At 46.5% G+C, this 21,385-nt stretch carries 21 protein-coding genes; all 21 read right to left on the reverse strand.

Annotated elements, in window-relative coordinates:
• Nucleotides 1-151 precede the first annotated feature (151 nt).
• Nucleotides 152-1,528, reverse strand: coding sequence for a phage tail protein (locus N6H06_RS22325; RefSeq protein ID WP_263707969.1), 1,377 nt, complete (start codon nucleotides 1,526-1,528; stop codon nucleotides 152-154).
• On the reverse strand, nucleotides 1,515-1,691 hold the full coding sequence (locus tag N6H06_RS22330) for an XkdX family protein (RefSeq protein WP_263707970.1): 177 nt from the start codon (nucleotides 1,689-1,691) through the stop codon (nucleotides 1,515-1,517). Before N6H06_RS22330 ends, N6H06_RS22325 begins: the two co-directional genes overlap by 14 nt.
• Nucleotides 1,678-2,061, reverse strand: coding sequence for a hypothetical protein (locus tag N6H06_RS22335; protein ID WP_263707971.1), 384 nt, complete (start codon nucleotides 2,059-2,061; stop codon nucleotides 1,678-1,680). Before N6H06_RS22335 ends, N6H06_RS22330 begins: the two co-directional genes overlap by 14 nt.
• Nucleotides 2,062-2,071: 10 nt before the next feature.
• On the reverse strand, nucleotides 2,072-4,135 hold the full coding sequence (locus N6H06_RS23215) for a hypothetical protein (protein WP_404830384.1): 2,064 nt from the start codon (nucleotides 4,133-4,135) through the stop codon (nucleotides 2,072-2,074).
• Between the two features lie 18 nt (nucleotides 4,136-4,153).
• Nucleotides 4,154-6,817, reverse strand: coding sequence for a peptidase G2 autoproteolytic cleavage domain-containing protein (locus N6H06_RS22345; protein ID WP_263707973.1), 2,664 nt, complete (start codon nucleotides 6,815-6,817; stop codon nucleotides 4,154-4,156).
• A gap of 10 nt (nucleotides 6,818-6,827) precedes the next feature.
• Nucleotides 6,828-7,649, reverse strand: a complete 822-nt coding sequence (locus N6H06_RS22350; protein WP_263707974.1) for a phage tail family protein — start codon at nucleotides 7,647-7,649, stop codon at nucleotides 6,828-6,830.
• Entirely contained in the window at nucleotides 7,646-13,900 is a 6,255-nt protein-coding gene (locus tag N6H06_RS22355; protein WP_263707975.1) for a peptidoglycan DD-metalloendopeptidase family protein, read from the reverse strand. Before N6H06_RS22355 ends, N6H06_RS22350 begins: the two co-directional genes overlap by 4 nt.
• A 56-nt stretch (nucleotides 13,901-13,956) precedes the next feature.
• The gene (locus N6H06_RS22360) at nucleotides 13,957-14,565 is read right to left on the reverse strand and encodes a hypothetical protein (RefSeq protein ID WP_263707976.1); all 609 of its coding nucleotides are present in this window, start codon (nucleotides 14,563-14,565) and stop codon (nucleotides 13,957-13,959) included.
• An 85-nt stretch (nucleotides 14,566-14,650) separates the two neighbouring features.
• Nucleotides 14,651-15,061, reverse strand: coding sequence for a hypothetical protein (locus N6H06_RS22365; RefSeq protein ID WP_263707977.1), 411 nt, complete (start codon nucleotides 15,059-15,061; stop codon nucleotides 14,651-14,653).
• Complete coding sequence (locus tag N6H06_RS22370; protein WP_263707978.1) at nucleotides 14,965-15,450, reverse strand: hypothetical protein; 486 nt, start codon at nucleotides 15,448-15,450, stop codon at nucleotides 14,965-14,967. The genes N6H06_RS22365 and N6H06_RS22370 overlap by 97 nt, the downstream gene beginning before the upstream one ends.
• A 45-nt stretch (nucleotides 15,451-15,495) precedes the next feature.
• Entirely contained in the window at nucleotides 15,496-15,996 is a 501-nt protein-coding gene (locus N6H06_RS22375) for a hypothetical protein (protein ID WP_263707979.1), read from the reverse strand.
• 66 nt (nucleotides 15,997-16,062) lie between these two features.
• Nucleotides 16,063-16,650 (reverse strand): hypothetical protein, encoded by a 588-nt coding sequence (locus N6H06_RS22380; RefSeq protein WP_263707980.1) that lies wholly within the window; start codon nucleotides 16,648-16,650, stop codon nucleotides 16,063-16,065.
• Nucleotides 16,651-17,073 carry a hypothetical protein gene (locus N6H06_RS22385; protein ID WP_263707981.1) on the reverse strand — a complete coding sequence of 141 codons (423 nt, stop codon included), beginning with the start codon at nucleotides 17,071-17,073 and terminating at the stop codon, nucleotides 16,651-16,653.
• Entirely contained in the window at nucleotides 17,070-17,552 is a 483-nt protein-coding gene (locus N6H06_RS22390; RefSeq protein ID WP_263707982.1) for a hypothetical protein, read from the reverse strand. The genes N6H06_RS22385 and N6H06_RS22390 overlap by 4 nt, the downstream gene beginning before the upstream one ends.
• Nucleotides 17,545-17,883 carry a hypothetical protein gene (locus N6H06_RS22395; RefSeq protein WP_263707983.1) on the reverse strand — a complete coding sequence of 113 codons (339 nt, stop codon included), beginning with the start codon at nucleotides 17,881-17,883 and terminating at the stop codon, nucleotides 17,545-17,547. Before N6H06_RS22395 ends, N6H06_RS22390 begins: the two co-directional genes overlap by 8 nt.
• On the reverse strand, nucleotides 17,883-18,215 hold the full coding sequence (locus N6H06_RS22400) for a hypothetical protein (RefSeq protein ID WP_011247675.1): 333 nt from the start codon (nucleotides 18,213-18,215) through the stop codon (nucleotides 17,883-17,885). The genes N6H06_RS22395 and N6H06_RS22400 overlap by 1 nt, the downstream gene beginning before the upstream one ends.
• A 1-nt stretch (nucleotide 18,216) precedes the next feature.
• Entirely contained in the window at nucleotides 18,217-18,435 is a 219-nt protein-coding gene (locus tag N6H06_RS22405; protein ID WP_263707984.1) for a hypothetical protein, read from the reverse strand.
• A gap of 11 nt (nucleotides 18,436-18,446) precedes the next feature.
• Nucleotides 18,447-19,463 (reverse strand): major capsid protein, encoded by a 1,017-nt coding sequence (locus N6H06_RS22410; protein WP_263707985.1) that lies wholly within the window; start codon nucleotides 19,461-19,463, stop codon nucleotides 18,447-18,449.
• 48 nt (nucleotides 19,464-19,511) lie between these two features.
• The gene (locus N6H06_RS22415) at nucleotides 19,512-19,901 is read right to left on the reverse strand and encodes a hypothetical protein (protein WP_263707986.1); all 390 of its coding nucleotides are present in this window, start codon (nucleotides 19,899-19,901) and stop codon (nucleotides 19,512-19,514) included.
• A 3-nt stretch (nucleotides 19,902-19,904) separates the two neighbouring features.
• On the reverse strand, nucleotides 19,905-20,591 hold the full coding sequence (locus tag N6H06_RS22420) for a phage scaffolding protein (protein WP_263707987.1): 687 nt from the start codon (nucleotides 20,589-20,591) through the stop codon (nucleotides 19,905-19,907).
• 93 nt (nucleotides 20,592-20,684) lie between these two features.
• Nucleotides 20,685-21,385 (reverse strand): phage minor capsid protein (locus N6H06_RS22425; RefSeq protein WP_263707988.1); only part of this gene is annotated, 701 nt, incomplete at its 5' end.

Here is a 21,385-nt window from a genome sequence, read left to right on the forward strand (position 1 = left end):
TTGCTGTAAGCTGATTTCGTATTTCATTGTTCATCCGTTCTTGCTCCACCCTGTACGCCTCTAAGGATTGTAAGCGCACTTCGTGGTTTTCTAACGTTTCATGCACGTTGACCGCCTCCTGCGACATTTTCCCCCTCCTAAATCCTTTTCTTTATGTTTGCGGGTCTAATCTATCTAATCTGTCTTTAAGTTCTTGATAGAGCGCGCGCAAGGCTATGTTTTCGTCCATCACCACCTTGACTTGCTCATCTGTATATTTACGAGCCTCATTCAGCGCCCAGGCAGCGTCTTGGCCGCTCTCTCCTTTATCGGCTTTGTTATTCCAGTTGAATCGCTCCATATCCGTAACGTGTCGAATATTGTCACTCAAATGTTGGCTAAGCGTCTGATTGGTTCCGCCTACGCTTTCTTGGGCTGACCGCGCCACCTCGCTTGCCTGTTGGGCAGTTTGGCGGGCGATGGCAACGGATGTAGATACCTTGTTTATCTCCTTGCCTGCCTCTTCGATTTCCGTGATCTTTTCGGTTATGTCACGGCGAAAAGACCCAAGTTCAATCACCGGGCTTCTGTTTTCGTATGGGTAGCGCTCGACTGATATAATGCGAGCCTGAATATCTAGCTTTAGACCCTCATGTATGACCCAAATATAGTCACCCAACTGAAAGTCGTGGAGCCTTAAACCATTTTTAACGAGTTCCTCGTATTCCACTTCTAAATGGTAACTAGGAACACCATTTGCCCGCTTTTTAGCTTCCGCATCGATGCCCTCTTGTGTGGTAAAGCGGTCATCCTGAAAAAAGGCTTTATACAGTCGCTTCTTTCCTGTGGCAACGTCCTTGTATTTCTCGCTATGCTCCGACTCATAAACCGTTTTTACAACAGGTTCGTTCGTTTCTTCATCAATCCGGCCCCACCCCTCAATATGAGTGATGATGTCGGTGCCGTCTTGATGCTCGCTGATGGACTTTAAATTATGTCCGTGCCGTACCTGACCATCCGTATAGCGGGATATCTCAGTAGCGACAGTCAAGTGCCGCCCGCTTATCCGGTATTCACAGCCAAACCGATTCATGACTTGCTGCAACATGTCTAAAGCGGTTGCGTTGCCAAAGTTTTCAAAGTCCTCGCTGGGTAAATCCTCGCCAACAAAGGTATAGGTGATACCCGTATTTTCTAGTGCAAGATCAAGCGCCTTTCGGATGCGTAAAGCCCCGGTTGTTTCCTTCGTTTGGTATTCCGCCTTTAGGATGTCGAAGATTTCGTGACGTGCTTCGACAGACTTCTCGCTTGTTGTTCCTACTGGCGAGTGATCAAATGGGTCAATGACATAACGCTCGTTCTCGAAAAGTACCACTTCTTTTGGCAAAATCAAGTCAAAAAGTGCTGCATTGCGCTCTGTTTTTTCGACAGAAAACGACAGCATCTTTTCACCATCCGACGTTTCCTTATGCACTACATTATAAGTGTCTGTAAGAGGTTCGAAGACACCGGACATGGTTTGTAATACAAGCGGTTCAGGAAGTTTCATCGTCTTCACCAGTTTCGAATGGTTCGCCCGTTATAAGCTCATATTCTTCCGGCGTAAGCGCCTCTAACTCAACAAAGCGTCTTAGCTGGTCTTTTCGGCACCAGTTCTTTTCATACCGTCGTTTTAAGTCTTCAAAGCGCGGACTTTTTTTAACTTCTTCCATTCGCATTCGCCTCCAATGCTGTTAGCCGAATTTCTTGGTCCGTTATGGACTGCCACTGTTCCATGTCGCTTAACTCCTGATCGGTTAATTTCTGGGCAATAAGCTCGATTGCTGGCGGCTCTGGTTGGTTCGGATGTTTCCATTTCTCAATCTCTTCCTCCGACGCACTTTCTAACCATTCGCCATGGACAAACCGAGGGCGAAACATACCATCTGGAAACGAGTCTATAACCGTGTTGGGCGGCAACTCATAACTAAGATTTGTCTCTGGGTCAGTGTATACATCGCCCTTTGGATTTTTTTCGACCGCCTCTAAGACAATAGGCTCAATGTAGTAGCCGTCATCATCTATCCTATAAAATTGTCTCATTGTATCCCTCCTAGTTGCCTGCCTTAAACACAATATTGACCGCTACAAACTGGGTTGCGCCCGGCCAAGTCATGTCTTGGATAATAAAGTTACCGTTTGCTCCCAGGTAGCAACGCAACCCTTGCGCGCCCGACGTCCCTGCCGAGCTGCCAACTAGCCAAAAGTAAGACGTTTGTCCGGGCCTATATCCAGGAGGCAAAGTAAACTGAACAATTGCGGGGTCGCCGCCGATTGCGCCGCCATTCATCGAACCTTCAATGTACACGGTGCCAGTGGCATCTTTTGCATATCGAACAGGCCAACTCCCCGAATGGCTCCACGTCGATTGCAAGCTGGCGCGAATCCAGTTAAGCGGCTCATTTGCAAACGCACTAAAAGCCTGCTTCGTCCTTTGTGGCGTCATAAAGCTACCCGTATGTGTGCCAGCTTCGGCTTGAGCCTGACTTGCAACGGGATAGTTCGGTACATTACCTAGCCCAACCTGGCTTTTAGTGACGTTATGTGGATTGTCCCGCCTTGATACAAAAGCATCAAACTCAACCTTTGTCGCTTGCTTGGCGTTATCAACATTGGAAAGACCGACTTGCGCTTTTGTGACACCGTGCGGATTGCCCTTGTCGTTGGCATGGGCATTTACCTTCGCCTGAGCACCGGAAGTTGTCTCTACTTGCTGAAAGTCAGTCCAGCCGTCCCCTTCGTAAAAGTGTCTAAAGTACATACCAATTTCCTCGTGACGAATTGCATGAGGGAAATACAATTGCGTAAACCGCAAGTTAGAGACTTTTATATTAAAGATCGTCCCGTGACCAGTAGGGTAGCCTAGCCCTGAATGCATAAACGTCGTTAAGCCAAGCGGATAGTCTACCCCTGATACATTTGCTGATTTAGCTGGAATAATCGTTGCTTCGCTCGCAAAAGCATCAATTGCCTCCTTTGTTCTTAGAGGAGACATCATTCTTGTGTTGTTTGTGCCTGCCCTCGCGTCCGCCTGACTTGCCGCGCCCCAATTGGGTACATTCCCCAAACCAATTTGGCTCTTAGTAACATCATGCGGATTATTCTTATTGTTAGCATGGGCATTTACTTTAGATTGTGCGCCTGATGTGGTTTCAGTTTCCGAGAATGCCCCCCAGTTTCCACTTCGTGTTCCTCTGGTCCAAATCCGTCCATAGTCATTTCCAATCGCTTGAGCTGTTTGAAATGCTCTAGATGGTCTAGTTGTGTCCATATCACGAAATGTTGTTATAAACATGTTTTGTGCCGGAAAACCTAATTCTGATTTGTTTACATAAAAATAAGAAATACCATATGGGTAGTCATCAGAAATCGTATCGACGTCCATGGCATTGGTGTTTAACATCGTGATAGGTGTTAGAGCGTTAATAGCTTCCTTTGTCCGTAGCGGCGTCATAATCTTAGAGTTATTTGTCCCCGCTCGCGCTTCGGCTTGAGTGGCTCCGCCCCAGTTGGGCACATTCCCCAAGCCGACATCATTTTTGTTTGTTCCGTGTGGATTCTTTTTGTCCGCGATATGGGCAATGATCTCTTCGTCAATTCCAGTGATGCGCTCGTTTAAATCTTTTTTACCGCCGCGTGCATCGATGACTTCTTTATTACTGAGACGGTCTATATCTAAATTGTCATAGACCTTTTCTTTTACGTCGTCGGCAACATTTTCTCTCCATTCGTCTACTTCTTCCGCAAGATCGGCAAATTTTTGATCTATCATCGAGACTTTGAGCGCGATTTCTTCAACTATGTGCGTGTCGCGGCCATTGTGTATGGTGCGCTCTATCTTTACCTCGATATAGCCCCGCTGTGGGAAGCTCATCGTTGTACCGTCACCATAATTGATTCTGAAAACGGCTCTGTGACAACCAGGCTTCATCGTGTCTACTTCTTTTAGCTTGTAGACGACCTCGCCCGTTTCTTTATTCACGTAATCTGCTTTGTCATTCACTAGCAAATTCTTAGAGGCGTCTTCCATAAGGAAATGGACTTCCGCTTCTTCCCACAGGCGATATTCGCGCGGAATGACTAATCGTACATCATGTCGGCTGTCAAACTGTTTCATCTGCATGCCAATCCCCCCTTACCGGATAAAGACAACCGCAACACCGTAGCCTTTTTCCTCGCTATATGGTGTCGTAATGTTCATCACAATAAATTGGCCGTTGTCATCTTTAGTAGCGATGCCGCCTATCGCGCTGATTTGGTCGCCTTCTTCAACCGTTTCATCTATGCGGACATGGACTTGCCCAACCAGACCGACAATGTGCCATTCATCACGTTCGGCACGCGGTTGGTAATTCCGATTTGGATCATATTCTGGGTTTTCTTTCGGCATATCGACCAGAACCTCTTTATAGGTGTCGAGCTGGTTGCCATCTTCGTCTAGATCGTACTCCCTAAGAGCTTTCTTTTCATAAATATAGCCGCCGAACTCGTTCTTGAGGTAACGGTCTTGCCACGCGAAAGCTGCTGAACCTAGCACGGTTCCTGCTGTCTCTGAAATAGCCCCTATAATTTCCTCGCCTGTGTCGGCCTTTTTTATCTTGTTGCCGACTAATGACACTAAGTAACCTGTCTCAATCTTCTTCCCGTCATGGCTCTCGAAATACTCCGCATAGTCACTAAACGTGCTACCGCCCTCACTTGTACCCGTATATCGCAAGTTACCTTGAGCTGCGTACATTTTGATCTTTGCGTTGCGCGTGGACGGGTCACCGTTACCAGCTCCCATCGATATACAGTAGTTCTCATTGTTGAGTACTGAGCCAGACGCAAGGACAAGGGACGCCGTACCTTGCGCACGCGAGTTTTGTGAGCCGATTACTCCCGCGCGGTCACCTTGTGCTCGTGAGCCTTGTGACGTACCTAGTACAAATGAGTTGCTCCCAGTGATGTGCGGACCGCCAGAGCTGCCTATGCCGACATTATTAAAGCCGTCCTCAGTTGTTGTGGCTCCACCGGAAGTCGAGATAAGTGAAGTGTTTGAACCTCTTGGAATACCAGCACCGGACGAAATTTTTGTGTTTTGTCGCAATAGGTTTGGAAAGTCGTTAATCAACTCACCTGCAATACTACCCGCTTTGGCGTATCGATCGGCATATGCGAGCAATACAGATGTTTGGTTATTAGCTAGTGTAATGCCTACTGAGTCAGCTACGTTACGACCGTGTAGTTGGATGTTGACTAGGTGGGCGTTTTCCAAACCTGAGCCACCTACATAGATGCCGTTTTTAGCTGAATCACGCGCAATAAAGTTTGACACGTTGACGCTATCCACACGGCGCCCGCCACCTCTCACCATCAGGTCATAAGTGGCTTTTGTAAACCCTCTGACAATCACATTGCTCAAATTGTATTGACCGCTTTCGCGTGCGAACTCGATGACAAATTCACCGTCAAAATCTTCATTACCAATTGCTTCGAATCCCTGTATATTGACTCCCATGTACGATGATACAAACAGCGCGCGCGGGTCTGTGTCCCCACCCCATGATCTTTTCTGAGGAAATAGAGATACACAATTGGTCATAGTAATGTCTTTTGCGGAAACGGATGGTTCTTGCCCCTCGCTGCCATAGTGTCCCATGTGTCTGTAATTGAAAGAAATGACTGAGCCAATATCTATGCAGTCTGTAAAATGGATGTTTGCACCTGCAAGCGAATATTCGTGGCCTTTCACCTCGTAACCACGCGTGTTTTCCTTAGACACGCATCGGCTTACAAAGACAAAGCGGGAGCCGTCATCCACCTCAAACCCATTACTGTTTTTGTGGCCTATATCAAGATAATTGGTAGCTCCAGTCGAAAAGCAACCTTGAATAAATACGTAGTTGCAGTGATGTGTAGTAAAGCCGTCATCGCCATGACCATCACCAATACAGTCTGTAATCACGATGTATTCAGACGGGTTCTTTGATGCTGGGTTTACATCCATCACCTTATCGCCGTCGTAAAAGTACACCTGATCTTTGTTACCCGCAGTTACATCAAAGCAGTGCAACAGACAATCTTTAGCCTTAACGCGTGTGGCTGATGAAAATTTAGCTCCGGCAAACACGATGCCAGATGACTTGTAGCCCCCTGCTGCTGATGGCCTGCCCTCGACGGGGTAGCGAGAGGCATTCCAGTCAGCCGTGAAATCATACAGGTGAATGTTTTCAGATTTTCCACTCGTCTGATCTGCGTTGGTGACGACAAAAGAAGCGACTGGCGCATCATCAAGAAGTTTAATGTTTGTTACGTCAATGCCTTGCCCAGCGAGAATTGAGTTAGACGGCATATCAATCTCATTCACTCTGTACGTACCAGCGGACATGTTCACCTTGACGTTCCCATCTCCAAGCGCCTTTTTAAAAGCTTCGGTGGAGTCCGTGACGCCATCAGGCACCGCCCCGAAATCATCCACATGAACTTCCCTCAATATTTGCGCCTGCATCTTGTCAATTTTCTCTTTCGTCCGTCGCTGATACGCCGCAAACATGTCAGCGGCCATGTCGAACTTTTCTCCTGTGAGCGGGTCAACACGAAGCATTTTCACTTCTTCTAGTTGGTCGCCTGCCTCCAGTGCCGCCTTGACTTGCTTACGCGTAATCTTTGATTCCATTTCCGATATACGTGCCAATTCCTCAGCCCGTAATGATCGGTATTTGGCTTTTTCCGCTAAGTCCCTTAACTCCTTGATGTGGAGTAGGGTTTCGTAAAGCTTCGGCCCTACTTGATCGTTAATTGGGTCGTAAATACTCATAGCTTCCCTCCTATAAATACAGGAAGCGGAAATCAAACTGTATCTTAAAATTCCCGCTTGTACCTGCAAGCTGAAACTCATTCTCGCCAACCGCTAAAGTCATCACCTTGCGGTTCGTCTGCCCGAAGATGGTGTCGCCGTTTTTACGAGCAAAAACCCCGTCCAGCGCTATCGTATCCCCTGCGTCGGTCGTACCGTCGTAGCGCCAAACGTCCCCTGTCGTGTGGTTGGTAATCGTAAGATTCTTGCTTGCACCTGTATAAAAGATTTTTAGATCATGATGCCGCCCGTCTATCGTCGTGTCTCCTAAATTCCAGATGGAAAAGCGCCTGATCGTGTATTCGTACTTTAACGGCGTTTTGAGCGGGATGTTTTGAGCAAAGGCCCAAACATCTTCCGCAAACGTAAAGTCGTGCTGTAGCGTCCCTAGCGACTCGGCATAGGGGCTTTTGGATATAAACGGAACCTCAAATTCCCCTAGCGGACCTGCAATCCGGTTAATTGCATAAGAGGACGCGCATTTCACACGCCATCTTTTTCGTGATTCTTCATCGCTGTAAATGTAAAATTCTTCGCGGCTGTCAAATAGCTTAAATACCTGATGCCGCAACATGGCGTAATGATAGTTGTTGGCTCCGACCAAATAAAAACGAGCGTACAAGGCACGCCCGTCATACGTTGTGCCAAGGTCATTAAAGCCGTCCACCCCAGGCCTTGTCGATGTCTCCGTAATCGGCGAGGGGGAATCATAAAAGAAGTCAGAGCATATAAGCCCTAACTCCTCATTCAACACGTATTTTTCGCCGTTCAAACGCTCAACGGTTAGAATCATCTTCTTCCCCCTCTCTTCATGATGCTGCTGTGTGTGGAGCGTTCTGCTTGCCTACGGCTGACATGAGGTTCGACCATATACCCCACTTGTCTGCTATCCATTTGTAAAGCGAACTCTTTTGGTATACCAGCAAAACCATTGCCCACTAGGCTGTTAAGCTCTTGTAGCAATTGCACCACGCGGTTGTCGCTGTCGGTAAATCCGAGATTATCGCCCGTCTCTTTCCAAATGGCACGAGAACGCGCCCTCTTACCAGGGTCATGCGAGATAATCGATTCAGCCCAACCGCCTTCTGCAATCCATGCCAGTTGTGCCGTATCGACGATAGCGCCATCAGCATACCCTTTGTACCCTCCGCCGCGCATCATAGACTTGATACCAGGCGTTTCAAACACACTGCCATATCGCTTAACGATATAGCGGATAGCCGCAACGGCATTGTGTACAGGGTTCCAAATGTTATCCATGCCCTTTTTCTTGTAGGCGTTAAAAGTTGGGTCTATCGTCTGCATTAGACCCTTAGACGGTGTGCCGCGACGGTAGTTGCTGTCCCAAAGGTTAATCGCCCGTGGGTTACCGCCAGACTCTTTTTGCGCAATGGTAGCAAGAGGCTCAAGCCATGATTTCGGCACGCCTGTCGCATTGATCGCTTGCATAATCCACGTTTTAACCATGCCACTAGCGCCGGACTTGCCTTTAAATGCACCGCCACCGCTGGCCGCTCCTAGTGGGTCGATTGGTGTGCCGTTGCGTCTCACTTCAAAGTGGACGTGTGGTCCTGTCGATTGTCCAGTACTACCTACAAGGCCAACCGCTTGACCAGCTTTAACAGAGTCGCCTACAGACACAAGGTTCTTGCTGTTGTGCGCGTATCGGTACTCCATGCCGCCAGGGCCTTTGACAATGACAATGTTTCCGTAGCCGCCCATCACGCCGGAATAGGACACTGTACCGCCAGCTTGTGCCGGAATCCTTGTGCCAATCGGGGCGCCAAAGTCAATCCCGTTATGCGGCCGTACTTTGCCTGTGATCGGATGCTTACGGTTAGGATTAAACTTCGACGTCATGCGGAATGGTGGCGGGAAATTTAATGCGATTCCCCCTTCATCCCCAAAGCCTGGGAGCATGCTGCCAACGAAATCCACGATTTTGTCCTTCGCGAAACCGTAAGCGCCTTTGGCAATAGCACCGAATCCACCGTTCATGTCTGGGGCTTCGACACCCATAGTTTTTAACACTTTATCCATGAGGCTTTTGGCTCCACCCGCTGCCCAATCCCAAATCTCAGATGCTTTATCTTTTAAAGCACCAATACCAGACTTAGCAGCGTCAATCGCCTTTCCTCCAAGACTCTTCATGCCATTCCAGACTTTTCCGAATGGACCAACGCCGTTGTTATACATCGGCACTTGGCTCATGAATTCGGCTGTATCCGGGCCACTTAATACAGATGTACCACGCGGCAAGTTTACTAACGTGTCTGTATCAGGGGATAGTGCAAAGCTCCCGTCTGGGTACGCAATCAATTCAGACATTCCGCCATCTCCGACAACAGCCGGACCGCCCGGATGCCCTTTTGTTCCGTCTTTGTAATAATCTGGTTCCCACTCTTTTAATTGGCTGCTTTCATCCACGCCAATTTTATCGAGTACCCAGTTAACGCCGCCTATAACACCGTTAACACCAAAAGCAAGCCCTTCTAGCATTTTATTGCTGACTTTCTTCAAGCCCTCCATTACCTTGCTAGCCATATTACCAATGCCATCACCGATTCTTTTCGGTAGGCCTTTGGCTAGATCAACAATGTCGTTAAACTTATCCTTAACCGCTTGCCACATGTCACCGAGAATGGTAGACACCTTATCTTTCGCTTTGTTAAAACCATCGCGGATGCCGTTGAAAATTCTATCAACACGGTCTACGATAGAACCCCAGATTTTTCCCCAGATGTCCTTTACAAATCCCCAGACTCGGTTCCAAATGCTTTTGATGGTGTTCCACGACTCGGTAAATCTGGTTTTAATCGCATTTACGATTCTAGCGACAAAATCGCGAATGCTTCCCCAGATCGAGGACCAGATTTTTTTAATAAATGACCAGACTGCCGAGAAGATTGTCGAAATGGTGTTTTTAGCTGCGGTAAAACTAGAACTGATATTAGTGACAATCTTTGATACAAAACCTTTGATTGCGTTCCATATACTGTTCCATACCCATTTTATAAAGCTCCATATGGCATTGAATACAAAGGAAGTTGCACTTTTTATGCCTTCCCATGCTGTTGTTACAACTAAAAGAATCAAATCAACAGCAGTGCTTATTACTGACTTAATGATCGACCATGCGCTATTTAAGATTTTCTTTACTGCATCCCACAATCCGTTCCAGTCGCCTGTAAAAAGTGCGATGAAGAAATCGAGGATGCCAATAACAATGTTTAAAGCACCTTCTATGACACCCGCAATCATAGGGAAAACAATTTGTACAACTTTAAGAATCCCTTCAATTGCCGGAATGAGCACTGCTACAACAATGTCAATGACCGTTTGTATGATAAATAAAACTACCTTTAATGCTTGGTCAATGATCGCGGCAATGATCGGGAATACTGTTGTGACTACTGTTTCGATCAGAGGTAATACCTTTTGTGCCAAATCGAGGACAATTTTCGCAACCTCTTGAATGATTGCTAATGCCAATTTAAGCGCCACATCAATTACTTGCGCAATAACCGGAAAAACGTTTTGCACAATGCTAACCAAAAGCGGCAAAGCTAATTGGACAATCTGCATAACAATGCCAACTATTTGTTTAAATAGTTCAATCGCTATCGGTAACGCCGTCTGGATGATTTGCAAAATAATCGGAACAACAGCTTGAACGGCTGCAAGAAGAACCGGAAATACTACTTTCGCCATCTCGAATATAGGCGGTATCAACTGTTTGAAGAGATCGATTACAATTGGAATCACTTGCTTAACAACGTCCATGAACATCGGCAATATTTGACTAATAATACCACCAACCGCCGTCCACAGTGTCTTTTGAAATTCCAACCATACGCCAATCATTTCTTGTACAAGTGGCAGTATTTGCGGAACTACCACCGATATGGTTTCGGCAATTTCTGTGAACACTTCTGAAAATGTATCCTTCAGAGTAGCGAAAATCTCTCCAAATACCTTGCCTAGTTCCCCTGCCGTTTCTCCTAGTTCGGCAAAAGTCGGCTTCAAGCTATCGACGCTTTCCGAAATAACATTCATCGTGTTCTGGAATTCAGGGGCAAGTTCTTTGCCCATTTCCGAAAACACTTTCCCTATTTCATCAAAAATAGGCTGAATCACTTTCATTATCCCGGAAAAGATTGTCTTCACCGTTTCCCAGGCTGTTCCTAGCGCCGATGCAACATCATCATTCGTCTTAGCGAGACGGTATAGATAGGATATGAGACTGACGACTCCGGTTATAATCCATCCTACGGGACCAGTTAGACCTGCAAATCGTGTTGCAACCGCAGTGAGTGACGGCAGCACCATTGTCAATGCGCCATCAACACTACCAAATCCTTCTTTTAACTGCGCAACAAAGTTTGATACGAATGACTTAATCCCGCCAACAATACCATCACCGACAAACGTCGCGATGCGATTACCGACACGATTAAAAAAGTCACTTACACTTTCCACGCCGTTACTGAGCGATTGAGCGACACCGTTAAAAAACGATGAAGTGTTAGCCAACCCCGCCTCTATGCCTTCGCTTATCGCATTGGATACTTTGATTCCTGCTTGTTTTAACGTTTCCCAAGCGCTACCTAGACCAGCGAGGAAGCTATCCTTAAACCAAGTAGCAGCACCTTCACCAAACTCGGTAAAGAATGAAACAATTGCTTTGCCAGCAGAAGATAACCACTCACCTACAGCAGAAGCAGCGTTTTTGATCGTCTCAAAAGCTTTGTCCACTGCGTTGCGGAATGTCTCTGAGCGTTTGTACGCTGTGTAAAGAGCCGCTGCTAAAGATACCAACAGAACTGTTATTAGTACAAACGGGTTCTTTAGCATAGTTAGGTTCAAGGCTCGCATGGCAGCCGTGTTAGCTTTTAATATTTTGTGAAATAGATTTCCGGGAGGTAGCATAGCTAAGTGAGCAGCCCTATAAGCTTTTTTAATCTTTGTAGCTGCCCCGACTACTAAGTTATTTGCTTTTTGCGCTGCTGTTGTAGCAATTATGGCAGCCTTATGCGCTGCTAATAACGATACAAGACCAGCTAATACAGGCGCCGTTCCCTCCAAGCCAGTCACAAAACTAATGGCAGGACCAATTACATCCTTTAGAGCTACAGCCAACGCCGAAAAAGCCGCCACTAGAGTCATGCCGACAACGCTTGCTATTGGTTTCAATGCTTGCCCTACGTCTTTTAATGCTTTGAGAAAATCGCCGGACAAAAATGCCCCTATGTCCTTAAAGGCCTGCTTTAGTGGTTCGGCAGCAGGCTTCATCATCCTGAATGTGTCTAGAATGAAATTTGTTGTTTTCCCAAAAGAGTCTCCAAACCAAGCCATAAAGGATTGGATACCAGGTTTTATTGGTTCAAGCAAATTCGCCATGTTTGAGGAAATGGATGATTTCATTGAGTCAACTGAACCAACCCAAGTGTCCTTCATCCGCTCCATTAGACCGCCCATGGCTTTTGTTTCACCAGCTACCCCTTTCGTACCCTCTTGCATCCCTTTAACGAGCAAGTCAATAGCTTCTTGCGAGTCTACCGACCCGTCACTAATTTTCTTCTGCATTTCATCGGTAGTGATACCAAATTCATTTGCTAGAATTTTTAGGGCCGGGACGCCGGAACCTTCCAATCGACGAATAGGGTCTAAACTTGCGTTCGCCGCTATTTGCAAGTCACCGAATGCGCTTGCGATTTGGTTTAGTCCTTCAGCACCTTTACCAGAACCAGCAGCCGCGTCGCCTATTGCTTGCATTGTCGGTACAACTTTTTCTGTGTCCATACCAAATGCAACAAGGTTACGGGATGTTTCGGCTAAATCAGGAAAAGCGAATGGTGTTGTTCTTGCAAAGTCTAAGATTTCATCCAAAAACTCGCTTGCTTTTTCCGCATCACCTAGCATAACTTCCAAGGACACGCCCGCATTCTCGATAGCTGACAAGCGCTGCATCCCCGAATTTGCCAGTGAAGCACCGCCTAATAGACCGAGAATACCCGCGTAGTTTTTCGCCATACTTGTGGCTTCGCGAAGGGGAGCAATCATCGAATTACGTATCGTGCTAGCCACGGTGTTACCTGACGTGACAGCGCTTGTCGAAATGCTGCTAAATCCCTGCCTTAGATCACCGAAATTCTTGCGCACCCTATCAGTCATCCCAGTAAGGTTTTTGCGCAAATCTGTAATCACGCCACCAAAGCGAGTTGTTTGCTTGCTGGTACTTTGAATGGATTTGACAGCTTGCTTTTCCATCCCCGCAAACTCTCTTGACACATGTCCGGTACCGACTCCCAGTTCGTTCATCCGATTTTTGAGCGTTAAGGAAGCGCCGCTCACCGATACGAGTTTTCGGTCTGTCAACGACAACTGCCGCCCTGTATTATTAAGGGAGCGAGTTGTTTTGGTTTCCATCGCGGAAAAGTTCTGAGATACCAGACCCGTTCCTACGCCAATTTCAGATAAGCGGTTATTTAGGGACAATGTTGCCCCACTAACGGTGTTAAACCCGTTTCTAGCGTTTGTGGCAAAATTAGTTGTTTCTCGCCCCAAACCTTTCAACTGTCGATTTCCCTGCGTCGCCGTCTTTTCTATCGCTTTACCAATCGGCTTGACTGATTCGGTCGCTTCGGTGAACCCCTTCGAAAGGGTTTTTGTGTCTTTCGACATTTTAGTCAGTTGGCGATTAGCTGTTTTGCTTAGGTCTTTTAAAGACTTCTCACCCTTTGTGGCAGAAGTCCCCATGTCTTTTATTCGATTGGCGATTTTTAGCGTATGTCCATCAGCCAACTTCATGGCTTTGTTCATGTCTTTGATTCGTCCAGTCATTTTGACCGTCGAGCCATCAGCCTTTTTGAACGTCTTTTCAAACGTACGCATAGCCTTATTTGTATTGGCGACATTCTTGTTCATGCCAACAGTATTTTTGGTAAACCCTTTTATTTCGCTACTAACTTGCTTCATCGCCGACCGCAGACCTTTGGCTTGAGCTGAAAACAGCATCCGCATTTCCCTAACTGTCTTTGACATTTTCATCCTCCTTTCTCCAGGATGGCATAATAAAAAGCCCTCCTGAACGGAAGACTTTATTTAAGTAAGGCGGCTACCTTTTGATATTCGTCTTTGTTACATCTAAAGTAGAGCGTGTGTTCCACCGCTCCATCTTTAACAGTCATTATCGCGACTGAGTTGTCTTTTTTTCTTCCTCCTATTGCGGCACCTACAACTGCGCCTGCTCCTGCTGTTAATGCACCTCCAACCAATGCACCAGCGGCAGCTTTTCCAATAGATCGTTTCCCTTTTTCGCCCCAACTTAAAGACGTTACTTCTAATTCTTCGTCTCTGACTTTTAAAGAATTTTGTTTCTTACTTGGCTCTAACCATACCTTTCCAGGATTTATTTCTGGATGGCCTCCTAAATACTCTAATTTTACGCATCTGGATTGTTCTTCTGCCGTTTCGCTCCATACTTGCCAAACACTTTTCTCTGCGTTTTGCATCGCTTCTTCAATCTCTTCTTCGCTGAACCCCGCTTTTCTCATATCTTCTACAGCCTTTTTAGCTTTAGCTATGCGTTTTTCTTCCTTGGTTTTCTGTTTCTCTTCCTTCTTCGCCTCTTTAGCTGCTGCCTTTTCTGCTTTCTTCGCTTTTTTCTCTTCTTTTTTAGCTGTCTTTTCTTCTTTCTTTTTTAACATCGCTATCACTCCTGCTATGTATGTTATCTAGTAGCAGTATACGTGATTTCCATGCGAAGTGGATTCATTTCGACAAAATTAGACATCACTTGGCAGCTAATCGTTTCAATTGCTCGACATCCCACTCGTATACTTTAGTAGGACCTTGCTTGATCTTCGGTTTAGGCTGGATGCTTTTCACGAATTCACGTTGCGCTTTTGCTTCTCTACGATCTTGTGGAGCACGGGCATTTACCCTTGAAATATGATTCATGTAAAATACAGCTTGTTGTTCTTCTGCTTTGGCCTCTTCTTCCTCTAAAGCCATTTCTAAGAACTTTAGTAGCTCGACAGCTTTGCCGTTCACAACTTCTTCGCGACCGCCGAGCTTGTGAGCTAGTTTATAGATAAATGCTTCGCTTATGCTTGCGGCTTCTCTTCTTTCAGCTTCTTGCCCAGTTGGATAAACGTAAGCTTCGCCTTTGTTGCGGCTAAAGACTTTTTTGCGCGCTTCCACAACTTTTCAATGTCATTTTCCTCGATTACTGCATCGTAAATGTCCATCGCATCAATTGCTTTTTGTTGCACGAGCACATCGTATTTTACGCCAGACAAGATCGATAGAAGCTTGAACGCTTGTTCTGGTAAATAAACAGCCAACGTCTCGAATGAGCCAGTAAGCTTTGCTACAAAGGTGATGTCTGCTTGTTCGTCGTCCTCTTCTCCGTCAAATAGCTCCTTAAATAATTCTTTTAAGTGCTTATCTTGGTCAACTTTGGTGAAAATGTCTTTAATGACTTTCATAAGTTCCTGGAATTGCAACAGGTTCAATGCTTCGACTGAGTGTTGTTCTTTTTGTTCTACACCTTTTTCGTCTTTATATACAACGGTTACTTTAGTAGCCATATTATTTTCCTCCCAATAGTTAAGGGGCCGAAGCCCCTGAGTGTTTTATTCTGTTTCTCCTGGTTTTAACTCGTCAATCTGCGCTTGCAAGCCGTCAAGAATCGCCTTCACCTCAGAGTTGAGATTGGCTAAAAATACACTACCTGTTCCAATCGTCCTTGAGTTTACACAGTTATCTGCAAGGTGCTTGTTTAAAATTGAATGATCTTCAATAACAGCATCATTACCGTCTTCGCCATCTTTACCAGGAGGCCCTTTTAACGTGCCGATTTTCACCCACTCGGTATTTTGATTCTGGTAAAAATCTCCGTTAGATGTATTTAAATAAACATCGCCTGGTTGTCCGTCTGCGTTTGTAGGTGCTGTCTTCCCAAATAAAAATCGCATATTGCTTCCGCTACCTCCTTCAAAACCGGAAAAGCTTACTGGCAAAGGGTTGTCAGCTGAAATGACAACCGGATTGCCGTCCACATCATAAAACTGCGGCAAAGCCGCATAAGAACCGAACATCCGTGTATAGATTAACTGTTTATCGGACTCTGGCATTATTCTTCCTCCTTATGAAAAACAAAAGGCAGCACAGGGCTGCTAGAACTCATTCCTTCCCCCAAATTAGTCTCCGGGGGTTGGACTGGGAGTTTCATTTCCGCTATCTTCATCCGCATGTGGGTCAACAGGACCTACATAGAAGAAGTTACCTGGTTTGTTGGCGTCCATACCGTCACGTGGATACATGGTGAAAGTTAATGTGATATTCCCTTGCTCGTTACCAAATGCACGAGTCCAATCTCCCGCGGAAGCCATTTTGTAAATGGTGATGTCCGCTTCTTGGTCTTCTCGACCACGCGGATGAATACGAATCGGCTTTGCTTTCGCTCGCATAGAGGAACCGATTTTCGCGTCAGTGAGACCAACCTTTTTACCGTCTTTTTCAATGGCTTCGGTATAACTAAGTGCTGCCTCTAGAATTTTCAAGCTCTCTTCAAATGCTACGATGGTTAATTCACCTGTGTAACCAACGATACGTTGGTCAACTGGTGTGTTACCAAAGTCCGCTGCGACAATATCCTCAAGCTCAGGTGTTAAGGTTAATTCTCCACCCTCTGCTTGGATATTCGCTTTACCGTCAAATCTTAGTGCGTCCTCACCCTCGCCAACAATAATGTCAGCCATGCCGAATACCGCTTTTTCTGGTTGCATTTATTCTGCCTCCTCTAATTTAATTAGCTCTACATCAAAATTAATTGCCCATGTACTAATGCCGTCCTCAATCCCCATGTCGATTGGGTCTTGTATGGCAGACATCAAAAAAACGAGATACCGCTCTTTCAGTACCTCGCCTTTTATTTCTTGTTCTATTTCAATTTCAAAACGGCCATCCTGACCCCTCATGTGATAAAGAGCGAATGTTCTTTGTGCCGCATACTCTGCGTATTCCCAATCCGACGAGCGAATCCACACCATGTAATTTGGAAAACGGACGCGTGTTTCATTTTTGGCAGGACTACGGCCGCCCTCATAGTAAACCGTGCCTGTGTGATCTTTCGACACATACTGCCCTATTGTCCATTTGAGATACGGCAGCTCTGCCCTTAGCTCCTTCATCATCCAGGATTGAATCACTTGCGTCCCCTCCTCTCAATGGTTTGATCTAGGATACGTTCACCCGTTTTTTGGAAGTCTTTCTCTGTCACACGAATCGCGCGTTCAAGGTACAACCTTCCCGCCCTCTCTCCGCGCCATGCTGGCTTATTGTGCGTCCTTCGCCCTCTGCCGCCTACGTAGTACTTATCGCCAGGGGTTTTGTCGTGTACGCCCATTCTGTACGGCTCATAGTGCCTTCTGAGCGCGTACTTTGACGACGAACCGCCCTCAAACTCAAATCCTTGTCCCTTTTTCGTCGCCCTGTCGAATGAAATGGAGTCTTCTAAGTCACCCTCGTCGTGATGGACAAGTGCCTTTGTACCTTCCTCCAGCAATGAGCTGTATTTGGTTAGCTCTTTGATAGCAGCGCGCTCGAACTTCTTGGGCATAGCTTTGAACTCTTTTTCAAGCTCCTTTAACCCTTTCCATTCGATGCTGATAAAGTCGCGTCTAGCCACCGTACACCGTCCTAAAGAAGACGCGGGAGCCGCTTAGGTTCGTGGATTCTTCCCACGCTACCACTTCGGCTTTGTCTTCTTGTCCGAAGGAATTTGTATATTCGATAGTAGAGTCGTAACCGAACTTCACTTCTGGTGGTAAGTCAAACTCGACATTGGTCGTTTGCTCCACCCCGTGGCGATTACGCACCACTTTGACTTTATACGTGATACGCGCTTTTGTTGTTGTTTCCTCAGGGGCGACAGGGCGGCCACGATCATCGACAACAGGGTTTCCGTTGTCATCAAGGCGTGTGGTGACGACGGTTACTTGATCTCGCGTAGGAGGCATCATATTAACCGCCCCACTCTCGCCTTGCCACGGATAAGCGATTCTACTTCTGGCGATATAGCGCTACCGTTTAAGCTTGCCGATACGCGGTTGGTGGAAAAAGCAGTAACGCCGTGCCGTCTGAGCTTGGCATACTCTTCTTCCTCACCTTCCAGCATATAAAGCACCTGTAGGGCGACAGCGCGGGCAGTGATTTGATTCGGGCGATAATGGGTTGACAGGAGTTCGTAAGCACCAAACACCCACTTATCCTTGTCTTCCTCGCTCAGGGCGTCATATAGGCCCGTCAGGGGCATTTTTGATAGGTATTCACGGACGTTCGAAAGGTCCATCCTATTCACCTACTTCTTTTTTCTGCCCTTTTTCTTGCGATTTCTTTTTAGACGCATGTCCTTTGGTGTTCCTTTGCTTGGCTTCGCCATTCGGTTTCACCCTTTCTACATAACCGATGGACGACAAATAAGCAGCGGACTTCTCTTCGATGTCCAACTGCTCACCATGTCGTTTGCCATCCACAATTGCGTTGAGTACTCGTACCGTTACTTTAGCCATAGCGCACCCTCCTATGGCGTAAATACGTCCAAGTGTTTAACGAGGAATGGGTTTTCAAGCACAGGGAAACCAGCGCCAACCGTCTCGATAACGGATTGAACGGGCTTCTTTTGGTCTTCTGCCGTAAGCAAAATGCCTGGTTGGAAATTGTTTTCGAGCGTCGGACCAAGCAAATACTTTCCGGCGCCACGAGAAGCCATAACAATGCGATTTGCAGGCATAAATTCGTTTCGGATAATATCTGTAGTTTCATTGTCTTTGTACGTCATAACACGGTTTTCCACAACCTCGAAGGTTGGTAGACCAAATTTTTGTAGTACAGTTGTCAAATCCTCTGCGGAAGCACGTCTCGAACCTTCAGGACGTCCAGATTCAACAATCATTTGGCTATTCGTCAATAAACGGTTGAGAATTTCGCGAGAAATGAGCATCGTTTCCGGTGTACGCCCATTTGTTTCGACATAATGGTCAACTTGCTCATACAAAAATCCTAGGATGTCAAAATCAGCAGCATCAAAATCGTTGTCAGGAGTGAGCGCCACCTTGTTTTCATCTGGGATACCAAAATCAAAGTTAAACTTGATTTTGTTACGATTTTTAGAAACCTCTCCCTTGAACAGCGCTTCTGCCTTAGCTAACTGAATCAAACGCCGCGTCGCATCGACAACATCCAGCGCGCGAACCGTAATACGTTCGATAGCATCTTGGTAACGAGCGTTGTTTTTCGCTTCGTGCAGAGCTTCGATTTCGCTGTAGGTAACAATATCTTGTAACCCGAACTGCGCAATTTCGCCCATATGGTGAGCAATTTCATTTCGGTCAACAGTCGGCGGCTCTGAGCCTTTGCCGATGTATCCGGCCAGAAAACTGTTTGTTTTGATGATGTCATACGCAAAAGTACGCGAGAACACGTTTTCGGTCGGTAAGAAACGATCGACAAGCGTCGGTTGAACATCCTTTTTCGACTCATCCACTAGCGCACGAAGTGCGTCTTGTTGAAATTCTTTTAAATGTGTAATGCCTGGCATGTGTTTTCCTCCTTGTATTTAGCATAAAAAAATACGCCTTGCGCGGCGTTATACGTGTTTGACATAGCGGATAAGTGGGCTAGTGAGCTTTTTGAAAGTCTCGGTCACTGTATCCGGTAATTTAGCTTCGTAGACGGACGCTCTAATTAGAACTTCGCCAATAATGACGTCGTTTTCCCCATCGACTTCCACGTCAATGTTAAGGAGCGCAAAGTCGTCATAACCCTCCGGTGCTGCTCCATCCTCGCCGTCCGCGTACACTTCGTATTTCCCTGTTTCGAGATTACGAGCGACAGGAGTGCCGACAGGTAAGTATGTTTTTCCTGTTTTCTTTGCATCCAGAGTGATACCGTGTTCTGTCCATTGCAGGTGGCGGGAAGCTAAAATATTGATGCCGCCTCTAAACTCTGTACGGCCGTGCTTTAATGTGTAAGACATGCTTTATTCCCCTTTCTTTGGATAACGTTTTTCTCGGATGCGGGCGTATACAGATTTGCCCACATCGTACGAGTCTTCCCCTTTTGTTCCGCTGTTGCCTTTCTGAGTGGCACCAGGGAAGTAGCCGCGTTGAGTACCCGTGTCTTCTTCTTCCTGTTGCCCCTTGAAAAACTCTGGAAACTCTTCTTCCAATTCCTCGAATAACTCTTCGATGTTGGTCGGTTCTCCGTCTTCGTCCATCTCGATTGAATCAATGTCAATCAACTTCGCGGCTAGTTTCGGATTGACACCTTTCTCGATAGAGTATTCTTTAATCGCTGCCCTTTTCTCTCTGCGTTCAGCGCGGGCGAGACGCTTTTCGTGCTCATTCAACTTCGAGTCGGTTTCGTCACCCTTTTCCTCGTCATTGTCCGAGCCATCTTTGTTCGCTTCTTCCTTCAAACGCTTGTACTCTTCCACGTCTACCCCTTCGTATTTCTTGAGTCGCTTTTTCAACCCTTTGTTAAATCGCTCTTCGTATTGCTTTTTAAACTCAGGGTCTTTGAGCAACTCGTCAAGACTTGGGGCAGTATCCGGTTCACTATCACCCGTGTCTCCTTCACCTTCTGGGTCAGCGAAATACTGCAAGTGCATCGGTAAACGTAGATTTTCAAATACTTCAAGCGTCTGTTTATGTGGTTTAGCAAACATATTCATTCTCCTTTCAACTGCACGTCTGGTGTGCGAACCCGTATCTCGTACATGGTTAACGTCGCAGCACGGTTTGACACGACAAAAAAGCCCCTACGATGTAGCAGCTTTGACTTCTCTTTTGATTTCTCGCATTTGTGCTTTCTTCTCGCGGAAGTTTAGCGAGTTTGCTTTCTTCATGCGGCGGAAGGCACCTAGTGTTTTTGGTGCTTCGTCCCCTAGCAACATGACCATTTCAGCGTATTGCTTCTTCTCCGCATTACGCTGGGCGCGAAGCTTTTGTTCCCGCTCATACGCTTTCTTTTGAGTTGGTGTTCGCGGGTCTTTGGCTGGATTAAAGGCTTTCCAGCGGTCTTTTTCCTCCTGTATTTCCTCAGCCGTCTTATACTCAAGGACATACGGCCGACAGGTACAACGACAGTTAGGATGAAACGGCGGAAGGCGTATGCCCTCGTCGTCAATGGACGCAAATCCATCATGTTTACCAGTCAAACTAATGACCATGTTTTGGTACCTAGCACACACTTGGCACGTTTGCCCCTGCCCGCTTATTTTGACCAGATCAACGCCGTTTTCGGTGTATCGGTTTACAGCGCCTTTTGTGTTAGCGTCTCTCAGCTTGGTACGCACAACGGTGCTGGCATAAAAGTCGATAGGCAGCAACTTGCCGTCTGTGGTGCGATGACCGACAATGCCATGCTCTTTAAATCTCTCGGTTAAACGCGCGGATATAACGCGGTTGTGGTCGCCTTGTATGGAGCCTTTAGCCAAGTCGTCTTTAAACGTCTGCCTTA

The organism is Shouchella tritolerans, from assembly GCF_025770735.1.
Classification (GTDB): domain Bacteria; phylum Bacillota; class Bacilli; order Bacillales; family Bacillaceae_D; genus Shouchella; species Shouchella tritolerans.

Coding starts and splice junctions, on each gene's coding strand:
- N6H06_RS22325 (WP_263707969.1), bottom strand. CDS start 1,528: ATGAAACTTCCTGAACCGCTTGTATTACAAACCATGTCCGGTGTCTTC.
- N6H06_RS22330 (WP_263707970.1), bottom strand. CDS start 1,691: ATGGAAGAAGTTAAAAAAAGTCCGCGCTTTGAAGACTTAAAACGACGG.
- N6H06_RS22335 (WP_263707971.1), bottom strand. CDS start 2,061: ATGAGACAATTTTATAGGATAGATGATGACGGCTACTACATTGAGCCT.
- N6H06_RS23215 (WP_404830384.1), bottom strand. CDS start 4,135: ATGAAACAGTTTGACAGCCGACATGATGTACGATTAGTCATTCCGCGC.
- N6H06_RS22345 (WP_263707973.1), bottom strand. CDS start 6,817: ATGAGTATTTACGACCCAATTAACGATCAAGTAGGGCCGAAGCTTTAC.
- N6H06_RS22350 (WP_263707974.1), bottom strand. CDS start 7,649: ATGATTCTAACCGTTGAGCGTTTGAACGGCGAAAAATACGTGTTGAAT.
- N6H06_RS22355 (WP_263707975.1), bottom strand. CDS start 13,900: ATGTCAAAGACAGTTAGGGAAATGCGGATGCTGTTTTCAGCTCAAGCC.
- N6H06_RS22360 (WP_263707976.1), bottom strand. CDS start 14,565: ATGTTAAAAAAGAAAGAAGAAAAGACAGCTAAAAAAGAAGAGAAAAAA.
- N6H06_RS22370 (WP_263707978.1), bottom strand. CDS start 15,450: ATGGCTACTAAAGTAACCGTTGTATATAAAGACGAAAAAGGTGTAGAA.
- N6H06_RS22375 (WP_263707979.1), bottom strand. CDS start 15,996: ATGCCAGAGTCCGATAAACAGTTAATCTATACACGGATGTTCGGTTCT.
- N6H06_RS22380 (WP_263707980.1), bottom strand. CDS start 16,650: ATGCAACCAGAAAAAGCGGTATTCGGCATGGCTGACATTATTGTTGGC.
- N6H06_RS22395 (WP_263707983.1), bottom strand. CDS start 17,883: ATGCCTCCTACGCGAGATCAAGTAACCGTCGTCACCACACGCCTTGAT.
- N6H06_RS22400 (WP_011247675.1), bottom strand. CDS start 18,215: ATGGACCTTTCGAACGTCCGTGAATACCTATCAAAAATGCCCCTGACG.
- N6H06_RS22405 (WP_263707984.1), bottom strand. CDS start 18,435: ATGGCTAAAGTAACGGTACGAGTACTCAACGCAATTGTGGATGGCAAA.
- N6H06_RS22410 (WP_263707985.1), bottom strand. CDS start 19,463: ATGCCAGGCATTACACATTTAAAAGAATTTCAACAAGACGCACTTCGT.
- N6H06_RS22415 (WP_263707986.1), bottom strand. CDS start 19,901: ATGTCTTACACATTAAAGCACGGCCGTACAGAGTTTAGAGGCGGCATC.
- N6H06_RS22420 (WP_263707987.1), bottom strand. CDS start 20,591: ATGTTTGCTAAACCACATAAACAGACGCTTGAAGTATTTGAAAATCTA.